Annotated in this window: 13 protein-coding genes; 8 read left to right on the forward strand and 5 right to left on the reverse strand. The window is 43.2% G+C overall.

The features are described 5' to 3' along the window. Positions 1 to 56: 56 nt before the first annotated feature. A complete protein-coding gene (locus tag ABD894_RS25340; protein WP_345213894.1) occupies positions 57 to 1,565 on the forward strand; it encodes a RagB/SusD family nutrient uptake outer membrane protein in 1,509 nt (502 codons plus the stop codon). A 70-nt stretch (positions 1,566 to 1,635) separates the two neighbouring features. Here the strand turns inward: ABD894_RS25340 and ABD894_RS25345 are convergent, their stop codons facing one another. The 3 genes from ABD894_RS25345 to ABD894_RS25355 form a co-directional block, all read right to left on the reverse strand. Next, positions 1,636 to 1,959: a DUF3817 domain-containing protein gene (locus ABD894_RS25345; protein ID WP_345213895.1), complete on the reverse strand. Its 324-nt coding sequence runs from the start codon at positions 1,957 to 1,959 to the stop codon at positions 1,636 to 1,638. Between the two features lie 6 nt (positions 1,960 to 1,965). Beyond that, complete coding sequence (locus ABD894_RS25350) at positions 1,966 to 2,430, reverse strand: hypothetical protein (protein ID WP_345213896.1); 465 nt, start codon at positions 2,428 to 2,430, stop codon at positions 1,966 to 1,968. A 73-nt stretch (positions 2,431 to 2,503) separates the two neighbouring features. Next, entirely contained in the window at positions 2,504 to 3,427 is a 924-nt protein-coding gene (locus ABD894_RS25355; RefSeq protein WP_345213897.1) for a helix-turn-helix domain-containing protein, read from the reverse strand. A 108-nt stretch (positions 3,428 to 3,535) separates the two neighbouring features. Here ABD894_RS25355 and ABD894_RS25360 point away from each other — a divergent pair, with 108 nt between their 5' ends. From ABD894_RS25360 to ABD894_RS25370, 3 genes are all read left to right on the forward strand, one after another. Further along, positions 3,536 to 4,609 (forward strand): acyltransferase, encoded by a 1,074-nt coding sequence (locus tag ABD894_RS25360; RefSeq protein ID WP_345213898.1) that lies wholly within the window; start codon positions 3,536 to 3,538, stop codon positions 4,607 to 4,609. A gap of 27 nt (positions 4,610 to 4,636) precedes the next feature. Further along, positions 4,637 to 5,464 (forward strand): SGNH/GDSL hydrolase family protein, encoded by an 828-nt coding sequence (locus ABD894_RS25365; protein ID WP_345213899.1) that lies wholly within the window; start codon positions 4,637 to 4,639, stop codon positions 5,462 to 5,464. 466 nt (positions 5,465 to 5,930) lie between these two features. After that, the gene (locus tag ABD894_RS25370; protein ID WP_345213900.1) at positions 5,931 to 6,677 is read left to right on the forward strand and encodes a PLDc N-terminal domain-containing protein; all 747 of its coding nucleotides are present in this window, start codon (positions 5,931 to 5,933) and stop codon (positions 6,675 to 6,677) included. A gap of 410 nt (positions 6,678 to 7,087) precedes the next feature. Here ABD894_RS25370 and ABD894_RS25375 read toward each other — a convergent pair whose 3' ends face one another. Next, a complete protein-coding gene (locus ABD894_RS25375) occupies positions 7,088 to 8,746 on the reverse strand; it encodes a hypothetical protein (RefSeq protein WP_345213901.1) in 1,659 nt (552 codons plus the stop codon). 777 nt (positions 8,747 to 9,523) lie between these two features. On the opposite strand from ABD894_RS25375, the gene efp reads away from it, so the two are divergent. The 3 genes from efp (at position 9,524) to ABD894_RS25390 (ending at position 11,346) form a co-directional block, all read left to right on the forward strand. After that, positions 9,524 to 10,084 (forward strand): elongation factor P, encoded by a 561-nt coding sequence (gene efp / locus ABD894_RS25380; RefSeq protein WP_345213902.1) that lies wholly within the window; start codon positions 9,524 to 9,526, stop codon positions 10,082 to 10,084. Between the two features lie 202 nt (positions 10,085 to 10,286). Then, positions 10,287 to 10,781 carry a hypothetical protein gene (locus tag ABD894_RS25385; RefSeq protein WP_345213903.1) on the forward strand — a complete coding sequence of 165 codons (495 nt, stop codon included), beginning with the start codon at positions 10,287 to 10,289 and terminating at the stop codon, positions 10,779 to 10,781. Between the two features lie 88 nt (positions 10,782 to 10,869). Continuing rightward, positions 10,870 to 11,346, forward strand: a complete 477-nt coding sequence (locus ABD894_RS25390; RefSeq protein WP_345213904.1) for a hypothetical protein — start codon at positions 10,870 to 10,872, stop codon at positions 11,344 to 11,346. Positions 11,347 to 11,411: 65 nt separating this feature from the next. Here ABD894_RS25390 and ABD894_RS25395 read toward each other — a convergent pair whose 3' ends face one another. Then, on the reverse strand, positions 11,412 to 12,578 hold the full coding sequence (locus tag ABD894_RS25395) for a hypothetical protein (RefSeq protein ID WP_345213905.1): 1,167 nt from the start codon (positions 12,576 to 12,578) through the stop codon (positions 11,412 to 11,414). Positions 12,579 to 12,806: 228 nt separating this feature from the next. On the opposite strand from ABD894_RS25395, the gene ABD894_RS25400 reads away from it, so the two are divergent. Continuing rightward, positions 12,807 to 13,154, forward strand: a complete 348-nt coding sequence (locus ABD894_RS25400; RefSeq protein ID WP_345213906.1) for a nuclear transport factor 2 family protein — start codon at positions 12,807 to 12,809, stop codon at positions 13,152 to 13,154. Positions 13,155 to 13,161: the final 7 nt, after the last annotated feature.

The following is a 13,161-nucleotide window of genomic DNA, read 5'->3' on the forward strand; positions in this document are numbered from 1 at the left end:
GGATATAACAAATAGCAGAGAAGGATTTAGTACAAATCATCTAAAATCGAATTAAAATGAAAAAATTAAGAAATATATTAATTGTGGCGTGTGTGTTATTAACATGCTCATGCAAAAAATTCCTGGAAGAAAAGCCCGCTTCGTTTTTAACACCCGAGTCTAACCTCTCAAGCGCGAAGGTAGCCCGCGCATTAGCTAACGGTGGGTATCAAAATTTACAGGGTTTGTTAACAGGTCAATCAGGTTCGTACGGTGGTAATACCTGGAACCTGATGGAATTTATGACCGGTAAAGCCAATAGCGATTTAGGCCAAACAGGTTTTGTTAACTTCCAAAACCTTATTTATAGTAATACATCGTTCTACTTTGATACCTGGTGGCAACAAATGTATTTAGGTATAGGCGCAACCAACCTGGCTATACAAAAAATACCAACCATTAATGCCTCCGGCCTTACCGATGGTGATAAAACCAACTTACTGGCTGAAGCACGCACATTGCGCGCGCTATATTACTTTTACCTGGTCCGCATGTATGGTGCGGTTCCTAAAGTAATAGAACCGCCTAAAGATTTGAATCTGAATGTTCCTCGTGTGCCTGCAAAACAAATTTATGACGAGGTGATTATTCCTGACTTGCTGGAAGCAGAAAAATCAAGTCTTCCATGGATTGATGCAACCGGAAAGGTATCAATGGGGGCTATAAAATCATTATTAGCTGATGTTTATTTAACATATGCCGGTGCTGCAATAAATGGCGGTAATCAATATTATGCGGAATCAGCAAAGCGCTCTCTTGAGGTTGTTAAAAGCAATGCATTTAGTTTGTTTGGCAATTATGCAGCAATGATTAATACTGCCAATAAAAATAATGGTGAATTTATATTTCAAGTACAGTTTGCAGCATCTGTGCCGTCTACTAATCCGCTTACATCACTCACTATTCCTAATTTCTCGGGTATTTCAAAATACTCTGACGAGTATGGTTCTGTATATCCAACAAACCAATTTATTGCGTCTTTTCCGGCAGGGGATAGAAGGGTGCAGGAAAAACAATTCTTTTATACCACTTATCCAGGTATTAAAGATGGCACGCCTATCGTTTTCAGAAACCACTACATTTATAAGTGGTTTGACGTGAACGCAGTTACCAATACAGCAAAATCAGACCTGAATTACACTATTTACCGCCTTGCAGACGTGATGCTAATGTATGCCGAGGCTTCAAACAGAGCGGAAGGCGGGCCAAATTCTGATGCGAAGGGTTATGTAGATGCTATACGTAACAGGGCAGGTTTAGTCCCAATTGGCACATTAGGTCAAACTGCGTTTGAGCAGGAAGTTTGGGTGCAACGCTATTACGAACTATGTTTTGAAAACAAAATGTGGTTTGATATGCTGCGTACCCGCAAAGTGCATAATGATGTTACCGGTGCTTGGGATAATTTTGTTGGTCACACTACTGTGTTCGGCAAAACCTTTACCGATAAACAATTGCTGTTTCCGCTGCCTAAACAGGAAACAGATGTTAACCCTAACTTATTGCCAAATAATCCTGGCTTTTAAATAGGTTGTGTTTTAAAAGGAAAGGAGGCCATAAGGCCTCCTTTTTTGGTTATGATTTTTTTTTAAAGGGTTATTGTTTGTTAGTCCGGTTCTGAATTTTACTTAGTATGGTATAATCGATATAAAAAGTACCGAAGGGGATAATGCAGGCCAGCAGCACCTTCCACGTGGTTTCACTGAATTTCCATTTATACTCTACACCTACACTAATGGTATTTAAAACGAAAAATAAAAATAGCAGACCGTGTATTGGCCCCATGGTTTTTACCAGCGACGCATCGTGAAAGGCATATTTAAGCGGAACAGCAATGCCGATAAGTATAAGTAACGATATGCCTTCAAACAGGGCGACTATCCGTAGCCTGCCAATTTTGGTGTTAAAGTATTTTTGCATGATAATTTAAAATGAGCGTAAGTAAGGGCGATTGGCCAATGGCGAAAATGGCCAGGGTATAGCCATAAATATGATAAGCAGCGCCAGCAGGAAAAATACAGTCATGGTTTTAAATTTGGCTATATCTGTTGTTTTACGTTTAGCGGCCGATGAGCCGATGGTGATCAGGATGATGGCTACCGTCATCATGGAGATATGAATAAGCCCGAAAAACAAGAAATCGAACTGCTTAACGGCCTCATGATAATGCGATCTGAAATAGGCTACCAGCGGACTTTGGAAATAAAGAATGTAACCCACAGCCAGCTGAATGTGGGCGATGGTGGCGGTGATGTGCCTGATGGCATTATCTGACCGGGAAAAGGACTGGTGGGTAAGCCAGCCGCGGATGCCCCGCGTTATAGCATAAAAAAGACTTAACAGTACCAGCCACCTGAAAACAGAATGAAAAAATATCAAATAAGGATACATGGGTGTTTGCATTAAAATATGGGGCAAAGTTCGATATCATTGCAACCCCGGGTTAGGATAGATAACGTAAAGATCAGGACGTTTCAATCATTTTGCGAAATTTGGTAGGGCTCACACCTTCATGCTTTTTAAACAGACGGCTAAAATATGATGCATCGTCAAACCCAACCTCAGCACATATTTCGCTTATAGTAAAATCACTCTGTGTAAGCAATATTTTGGCTTCGGCCACAATAGCCTCATCTATCCATTTAGAGGGCGACCGCCCTGTAACCTTTTTTACCGTTTTATTTAAATGGTTGGGTGATATATTGAGCATAGAGGCATAATCGGTAACCAGGTGATGATTGGTAATATGTTTAAATAGCAGCTCCTTAAATTTGTTGGTAATAGCAACCGCGGTACCAATGCTATTTTTGAACAAAGGTTGATAGGCTTTGTTCACCTCGCAAAGCATAGCGATAAGGTATGCCTGTATAATATCAATGGTACTTAAGCCATAACGCGAGTACTCGGTTAACATACGCTTTAATATATAGTGTATGTTGGCGGCTGTTTCGGCATCAGGCTTTACGGCGGGATTTCCCCATACATTTAAAAATTCGAAATCTTTGTACAACTCACTTTGGCTAAACCTGCCAAGCAATAACTCGCTGCTAAAATTGCATAAATAACCCTTATTAAATTTGCTTTCGTTATACGCCTCAAAAGAAAATACCTGCCCGGCAGGTACAAAAAGTATTTCGCCGGGATGCATAGTATATAGTTCGCTGCCAACCTTCATGTAGCCGCTACCCCCGGTTAAAAAAATGCAGATATGGTTAGTAGCGCGCGATGCAGGTACATTACGTTTAACATGGCGGTACATATCTTCAACAGGCACAATTAAAAATTTACCATAATCGCCCTTAAATAAAGCCCGTAATTCATCGGCAGGCATATATTTATCAGTAAACTTTATGGTATCGTATACCTTGATTCTTTTATCGTTTGCCATAAGCCATTAACAAATATACAATGTGTAACAGGAGGCTTTTGTAATATAAAAACGATCTTTTTATAGAAATTTAAATAACTTGATCGCTCAAATATTATAAACTACTGCATGACTACTGTTAAACCCGCCCGCAATTATGGTTTGGATGTACTACGTGTAATTGCCTGCTATATGGTGATACAGGTGCACTCCGGCGAATTTTATTACATAGGCCCCGAGGCTGCCGTTTTAAACACCGCCGATGCGGTCTGGGTGGGGTGGTTAAACTCGCTTTGCCGCATTTGTGTGCCGCTGTTTGTAATGATCTCGGGCTTCTTCCTGTTCCCGGTGAATGATGTGAATACCTTTTTTAAAAAGCGCTTTAGCCGGGTAGCCATACCTTTTGCTATATGGTGTGTGCTGTATGCCTTTTATCAATATTTTATGGGGGCGGCGGATATAAAAACAGCGCTAATTAATATCCTCGATATCCCCGTGAACTATGGTGTAGAGATAGGCCACCTATGGTTTGTATACATGCTGCTGGGTTTATACCTTTTCGCGCCTATACTATCACCTTGGATACAAAGCGCGAGTAAAAAGAATATGGAGTTTTACCTGGTGCTTTGGGCAATAGCTTTCAGTTTACCTTATATCCATTTAATATTCCCCGAAATTTGGGGCGAAGCTTTCTGGAACCACACGCCAATGCTATATTACTTCTCGGGCTTTTTAGGTTATGTGGTATTAGCTGTTTACATTAAACGCTTCCATAGCGAGCCTAAGGCCTGGAACTATACACTCGGCATCGCGTTGCTGCTGCTGGGTTACGGTATTACGGTTTACGGTTTTTTACACCGCCTGCCTACCGAAAAGTTTGTAATGACGCTTGAACTTACCTGGGGTTTTGAAACCATTAACGTAGCCATGATGAGCGCCGGGGCTTTCCTGCTGATCAAAAACGTAAAGCTAAGCAATCCAACTTCCGCATTTGGCAAACTGCTGCTTGATGTATCTGCCAAAAGTTATGGTGTTTACCTTGCCCATATTATGGTACTCAACTTTTATCATTCCCTGCTGGATGCACATTTTGATAGCGCCGCCATTAAAGTACCGCTTGTGGCTGTGTGTACCTTCATTACCACTTACGTTATCATTAAAATATTATCATACCTGCCAAAAAGTAAGTGGCTGGTTGGCTAATCATCTGTAAATAAAAAGCTTATCCCTATGAGAAAATTATGGTTGCTGGCTGTTGCCGCTTTAATCATCAGCGCTTTTACCCCGAAAAAAGAGATCACTTGGGTAGCTATCGGCGACTCTATTACTTACCTGAACGATCATTTGAACGAAACGGGTAACCGGGTTACCAAAGGTTATATGACCCGCGTTACCGAGCAGCTCCCCAATATTCACTTTACCAACCAGGGCCATAACGGGTGGACAAGCATTGGCATTGCCAACGAAATTGAAAAACTGGGCATCACCAAAGCCGATGTTTATACCATATTTTTAGGGACTAACGATTGGTGGTCGGGCCAAAAAGTGGGCACCATTAAAGATTATACCGACAATACCGGCACGGGCACCACCAGTGGCGCGTTCAGGGTGATCGTCGATAAACTGCGCGGCTTAAACCCTGATGCTAAGATCATCCTGATCACCCCAATGCAACGTACCGATTTTGTGTACATCGCCGATAAAAATAACAACGCATGGGGATCATACAAAGAAAAGAACGGGCAAACACTGGCGCAGTTTGTGACGGCAATTAACGCCATTGGTAAACACGAACATTTTAAAGTGATTGACCTGTACAATAAAAGCGGCATGGTGGTAAACAAACTGGTGAAATACAAATACCTAAAAGACCCGCAAACCGGTCAGTACCGTAACTACACCTACCCCGATTATCCCAATATCTCCTTCAACCCGCAAACTGATGAATACCCTTATCCCTTAGATGCCGTAGCTTTTACTTATGACGGTCTGCATCCGTCGGACATTGGTTATCAGGTTATTGCCGATATGCTGGTGAAAGTGATGAAGGGGTTGTAGCTCTCTTTTCCGTCAGCAAACAGCTTCGGGCGAAAACGGGCAGAACTGTGGTGGCCTGGAGCGCAAAGACGGGCATAGGAACTTGTTGCATGTGGGTATGGATTGCGTGGAGGGGCAAAAGTTCCAGCCCTAAGTTCTGCCCGATTTGCAGAGCAGATGCTTCGTTCCTCAGCATGACAGTAGAGAGGGATTGTTAGCCATCGTCATTTTACATTCAAAGTCCAAAAAGATTTAAAATTCCCGCAATGACGATTTCATATAAATTATTGATTATGAACAGACAATCTTACACTATCCAATCTTAAATCCCCGGATTTCATACTTATCATAACAGACGAAAAACGTATTATCTGCTGTGGGTAGATTTTTTAAGGGGTCACAACTCTTATGTTTATAATCCTCAATACAATAATCGCTTCAACAATATTCCTGTAAATCATTACTTTTGGGTAACAACTGTCACATAATGTTTTTCGAACAAGGCTATTACTATTACATCATTATAGGTTTACAGGCAATTTGCGCGTTTCATTCATACAAGCGGGGTACACAAAGCAAATGGATCTGGATCATTGTATTTTTACCTGTTGTGGGCTGCCTGGTATATATTTTCAACGAAATGTTGCCATCGCGCCGTGTGAGTGCACCAAAGGTGAACGTAGGCGAAATACTGAACCCCGGCAGTAAGATCAAAAAACTGGAAGACAACCTGAAGTTTACCGACACCTTCGCCAATAAGATACAACTGGCCGATGCCTATTTGGCCGCCAAACAAACTGAAAAAGCTATTGCCATTTACGAGGGCAGCCTTACCGGAGCCTTTGCCGATAACGAACATGTGTTGAGCCAGCTGATGGTGGCTTACAGCGAGCAGGAGCGTTACCCCGAGGTGATACAATTGGCGGCTAAAATTCGTGGCTCATCAAAATTTCCGCAATCGCGCGCGCATATTCTTTACGCCATAGCATTGGAACATACCGGCGACGTTGCCACTGCCGAAAAAGAATTCAGGGCAATGAAAGGCCGTTACAGCAATTTTGAACAGCGGTACCAGTACGGCCTCTTCCTGATACGTAACGAGCGCGAAGAAGATGCCGCCGATGTATTCATAGAGATACTTAACGAAGTGCCCCACCTTAGCGCCGTTGAAAAGAAAAGCGGCCGTGTTTGGTTCAACAAGGTTAAAGAGGAGTTGAAGCGGATTACAGCGTAAAGTAAACTATTGTTCTACTTAGGTTGTGCTGTAATTTACGGTAGTCTGCTCTTGGGTGCAGTGCCCCATTACTTTTGAGGGCAAAAGTAACAAAACCCTTGTCCAGCAAAAGGCTTCTTTGCCGCACAAGGCCTTACCCTGCAAAACGAACAGAACTTAGGGCTGGAACTTTTGCCCCACCGCTCGTTTTCCACCACACATGCAACAAGTTCGCTATGCCCGCCTTTGCGCTCGTAGCCTCCACAGTTCTGCCCGTTTTCTCCCGAAGCTGTTTGCTGACGGAAAAATAGTCCGCTTAACAAAAAAGGTGTACAGAATGCAAGGAGATTGCTTCGCACCTCGCAATTGACACGACAAAAAAAGCCGCCCCATTACAGAGCGGCTCCTATACCAATTACCTGCTGCTATGCTTATTGGTTCACTCTGAATTTTTCGGTAGCGCCAATGGTGGTGCGGTTACAGGTCATGGCTTGCGAGCCGTTCTCGCCCGATAGGTATCTGCCATTATTGCCACGCAGGGAGATGGTGCCATCGCCATTGTTTACCCAGTCGAACTGTTCCCACGGACCAATAGCGGTACGGTTACAGTTGATGGCTTGCGTACCATTCTCGCTGCTTACATACTTGCCCGAGTTAAGCAGGGCTACTTTACCGCTGCCCGCGTTCACTACCGTAAACTGTTCCCAACCACCAACCGCGGGGCGGTTACAATTCATGGCCTGCGTACCATTCTCGCTACTCACATACTGGTTATTGCTGCCTTTAAGCGTAACCACCTGCCCTATGGGCACCGTACCTCCACCGCCAACTATGGGTTGGGTAGGTCGGGTAGCTGTTAAGGCGATCTGCCCTTTCAGCATCCGGCCACCATCGCCGGTGAGGCGCAGGTAGTAATCAGCAGAGCAGGCAGTGCCATCTTCGTCGAGCGTAACAAAATTTGTTCCGGCGGGTTTAAAGGCGGCGCTTTCGGCGGTCTTGGCTATCTGATTACCCTCGTTATACTCATCGTACATGGAGATATAAATAGACTGCGCGCCCACCCTAACTGCATTATAAAACATGCGCCACATGAGGTCGCCGTGCACGCGCTGGTGTTCCTGTAAATCGCCGGGTAATACGCATGGCTGATAATCTATACCGTTGGCATTGCAATCGGCCTGATCGCTCACCATGTGGTTATTATAAATATTATCGGCATCACCTACGTTACCTACCGCCCCAATTAACCATGGCGACAGCATATTAAAGGCATGATAAACACCGATAAAGCCCGGCCTTGAGCCATCAACACCCGTACGCCATTCGCGCGGAACCCCACCGATAACATAGCAGCCCTGTGCCTTAAACCAGTTCACCACATCTAAACATTGCGCGGCGGTAAATGGCCGGCCCGGGTCATTAAACCCGAAACCCCATATACACACCACCGGTTTGCCGTTTTGTTTGGCATAGGCCGACGATGAGGTGTAGGCCGACATTTTATTTGTCCAGTCGGTTTTAATTTCCGATTGCATGTTGGTCCACCCGGTAACATCGTACATAATGTAAAACTTGCGGCCATAGGTTTCGGCGGCTGTTTTTACCTTGGCGGTCACCACGTCGCGGATGGGGCCTTCGCCGCCTGTGGGGTTAAAGCGCTGCAACGCGGCACAGTCGATGTTGTTTTGCTGCATCCATAAAAAGTGGGTGTTAACAGTTTGGTCGTTATAGTTGGAGAACAAGCGCGCCTGCTGCCCGTTGCCCAAATTAGGCAGCGAGGTAGCGTAAGTAGTGCTGTACTCGCGCACATCCGGCCACGATTTTATGCGGATACTACCCGTAGTAGGTGTTTGGTTGTTGGGATCGGCCCAGTGCCACCATATATTAATGGGCGAGCCGTCGCCAATGGCCGCGAACCAGCCCTGGTAGCCTACCACAATTTTGCCTACCACATCGCCCACCGGCGAAGCGTTGGTGCGTTTAACCTGGCTGCCCGGCGATTGAAGTTCGGACTGGCGGATGTCTTTCTTTGAACAGGCCATCACCAAAAGGCACAGACCAGCCACAAGTAAAAAATTGATTTTTTTCATAATTCGGTTTTAAGATGTAATTGATTGGTCGTTTTAAAAGGAGCCGCAAAGCAGCATCATTACCGCTATGGCGGCATTACAGTAGTGTTTTTCATAAAGCAGGTAATAGTTACGCCGGCATTAAAGGCAACCGGCCAAATAATTGGTACGGCAGCAAATAAAACTTCGTCCGCTTAAAAAAAACATAACAAAACATTAATACCATGTGGAGATGGTGTTTTTTTAATTAATTATTTAACCTATAGTTGGTGTTCAGAAATAATAATAAAAGTAGGGGGATGTGCGATTCCCTCCCCTCGGGGGTGTAGGGAGGGGTTTCATCGTGGTTTTCTTTTAATAAAAAGACGTATAAACCCCTCCCTGCCACCGCTGTTCCCAACGCACCCCTCCCCAGGGAGGGAATTAAGCCTTTGTTACTAATACTTACATTTCAGCCTGTGGTCAGAGTGTTCCCGTGCATTTTTTGGAAGAAACAAGAAGTGGGGACGTGCGATTTCCTCCCCTGGGAGGGTGTAGGGAGGGGTTTCATCATGGTTTTCTTTTAATAAGAGGAAGTATAAACCCCTCCCTGCCACCGCAGTTCCCAACGCACCCCTCCCCAAGGAGGGAATTAATAAACCGTCCGAATACCTACATTCTGCCTTTGGTCGGAGTTATCTCCGCACCACTATTTGGCAACAGATCTTTTAGCACTATAAATCACCACTATAAAAATTTAGACCAAGGTTATCATAACTTAATCTATCTTTGGGCTCAAAAAATTTACAACCATATTTTATGGCAAAGGCATCTGAAATTAAAGTAGGTAACATATTACGTTACAACGGCGAATTGGTAACGGTTACCGAAGTTTTACATCGTACACCAGGTAAGGGCGGAGCGTTCTATTTAGATAAGTTTCGTAATATTAAAACAGGCAAAATTGTGGAGGCCCGTTTGGCTACCGACGAGCAGGTAGAGATCTGCCGTGTAGAAACCAACGACTTTCAATATTTATACGAAGAAGGCGATTACATGGTGATCATGGATAACACTACTTACGATCAGCATAACATTCCGAAAGCATTGTTCGGTCCGGCGGTTAAATTCCTGAAAGAGGGCATGAACGTTATCGTATCTTTCGAGAGCGAAGAGCCTATTATGGCAACAGCGCCAAACCATGTTGAGCTTGAAATTACCTATACCGAGCCAGCCGTTAAAGGCGATACATCTTCGGGCGCGCTTAAAAACGCAACCACCGAAAATGGTGTGGAAATAAAAGTTCCACTTTTTGTAAATCAGGGTGATAAAATTAAAGTAGATACCCGCACAGGTGAATATGTGGAACGTGTGAAATAGATTTTGACAGGTATAATTACCGCATCATTTTATATAAAACAGAAAAAGTCTTGGATTGCAAAATCTGAGACTTTTTTGTTGGGGTATTTAAGGTAAAAACTTAAATTATGGTCCGCTTGTAAAACACCTTGCGGCGCTGATAAAAATATCATAGTATCGAAAGAATAGAATTAATTTATTCGAACAATAGAACTCTCAGACGATGAAAAAAGGTATTTTATTGATATTAGGGATGCTTTCGCTGTTGGCATGTGATAATCAAGATGAAAGATTAAAAAATGCTGATCCATTCTATACAGAAAAGAGCGATTTTGACCTAATTCGATTCCCGCTTATTAAGCCTTACGAAGCACTTTCCATATCTGACGATACTGGTTGGTACGTGCAGAATCAGGAAGACTCTACAGCCAGTGCCGTATCCATACCGGGTGCTAAACACATTAATGTTATAGATTCAGTTGTGATAATTCATGCTCAAAAGACACTTATTGAAGGCCAGCAAATTAATGAAGGATGGTTCGTTCTTGTTCCGAAAATTAAAGTATATAAAGAATTTAAAAGTCGGCAAGAGTTTATGAAATACGTACTATCACTCCAAATAAAAAACATAAAGATGTATAGTATGAATGAAGCTTTTCAATGTTTTTATAACAGGGACACCCTGGATTGGAAACAGCTCAACCGATCACATCAATAGATGCCGCCGGGTTATATTTGGATTTATATATTATAACTTAGGAGATTAACGATTGACAGTTAGTCGAACCTCTGAAATTGGAACAATAATGAAAAAAGCGATTTTTATAATATTTTCACTATTTGTAATCGCTTGTAATGAGCCGGATAAAAAGCTTCAATCTTTAGACAGCTTTTACACGAACAAAGGAGAATTTGATATGTCTCGTATTCCTTTAATTAAGCCTTATGAGGCGACGACAGGGGTAACTCCCCGAGACTGGATAGTAGCTACAGCGGATACCAATAGTATTGCTCCAACCATCCCGGGAACCGAAGGCATATACGTAACCGATTCCTTGATTTTTGTTCACAGCATAAATACAATCGTTGATTATCAGGATGCCAGAGAAGCATGGTTTGTAATCAGGCCCAAACAGGATACCGTCATAAGCTTTACAAATCATTCAAATTATTTGAATTACTTAAAAAAACTTGGTTTCACTAAAGAACCACATCTGTATAATCCTGATAATGTATTTATGTCATTTGACCATAACGATTACATAGATTGGAAGAAACTATAATAGCCTCACATCTGTAGCCATTTACAATCTGCTAAATACAGAAGAAGGCTATTTAAGCACACCACCTAAAACTCAAAAGACGATTTCCTGCTATTCTCTGCTGCCAGGTCTTTAATTACTTCACGGCCGCTTTTCCATCGTTTTAGGCGGTTGGCTTGTTGGATGCCCGGTCTGTCTTTAATTTCATAGCCAGGCTGGTAATAATCGGGCATGGTATCTTTCATAGCGTTATGAATATCGTGCGCGCTTCCGGTTAGTATGAGCTGTGGGTGGAGTTTTACCAGATCGGCCAGGGCATCAGCCATGCTGGCTGCATAGTAAGGGCAGTCCCAGTCGTGCCGGTAAGGGTTATCGCCTTTAATGTTTACCTTTTGCAGCGGGTGCGAAAGATCTTCTACAATCTCTACTATCGCGTCACCAAAAACGTTCGAATATTCTGCAATAAAATGGTTCCACCAGCGCGGGTGCTGCGGCAGTTCTTTTAACAAGGTATCGCAAACCATAACACGTTGCGGGAAATCGGGATTGGCAGAATCCATAATTACCAGAGAGGCTCCGAAATGTCCCTCCTGCTGCGAATGCCTGCTATATATCACAAAAAATTGCGTCCGGGTTTCACCTGCCTCATGCATCGCGGCGGTAAGTTCCTTTACATCTTGTAAGCGGTCTTCTAAAAAGCCACGTTTAAAAAATACGTGCAGGTTGCCTTCTGATTTTGCCGTGCAGCGTTTACTGTTCTCATCAAAAACATTCCCGTTGGCCGGGCGACTGGTAAAGTGGTTACCGCTGTTGTAGCGGATCTCTGATTCTTCAGGATAGGTGCTGATATCCGCGATATCGCCCGCTTCGGTTTGTTTATTAGGGTGCACCGAGCGAAATGGGATATGCATTTGCTCGCTATCCATACGGCGTGCCAGGTTATAGATGCGCTGCTCGGTACGGGCCAGTAATGGATCGCCGGTTATGGGATCAAAATATACGTTGCGGGCGCGCCTGCCCAGGTGAGAAGCGATGGAACGGTTCTGTAATAATTTTTGAATGGGATGCTGCGTATTAAGAAAAAAATCGCGCAGCGCGTCATTGGCTAAATATTCATCCAGCGGTTGATCAAACTGCAACAGCGTTTCATCCTCATGATTATGGACCCACACGCGCAAAAAATTGTACACTTCCTGCTCAAAACGAGTGTTATTCGCTTCGGCAATCTCTATAGTGCATGCGCGTTGTTCCATATAAATTTTTAGGGGATTAATAAGCTGTAAGCTATTAAAAATATATGAAATTCAATGTCGCGATAAGAGAATGCTACTATCTTTTTACAAATATATTTACAACCATTGAGGCAGCGGCCTAAATTATCACCGCAGGTTGTGATCAAAAACCTTGACCGTCGTCAAAACGGCAACACATATCGCTGTTTTGGCGAACCTCGTTCCTGTAAATTTATCCAGTTTTGTTAAATGAAAAATACAGCGATCACAAAGTTTATAGGGGCCTGGTTAAGCACAGGCAATCAATACGATGTTGAAAAATACCTGAGTTTTTATCTGGTCGACGCGGTTTTGAATGATCCTTCTGTAGGGAGGAAATTTACAGGACACACCGGCATTAAAGATTACTTTGTAAGTTATTTTATCGGTTACCGTACACAAACCAAACTGGTGAAGTTTATAATTAATAATGATGAGCATGCTCACCTCGAAGTAGAGTTTACGGGCGATTTCCCGGAAAGAAAAATTGGCGGTACATTTGATTTTACTTTTAAGGATGATAAAATAGCTTTTGTAAAGGCTAATCTGGTACACTAATAAACAC

The sequence above is a fragment of the Mucilaginibacter gynuensis genome, from assembly GCF_039541195.1.
Classification (GTDB): domain Bacteria; phylum Bacteroidota; class Bacteroidia; order Sphingobacteriales; family Sphingobacteriaceae; genus Mucilaginibacter; species Mucilaginibacter gynuensis.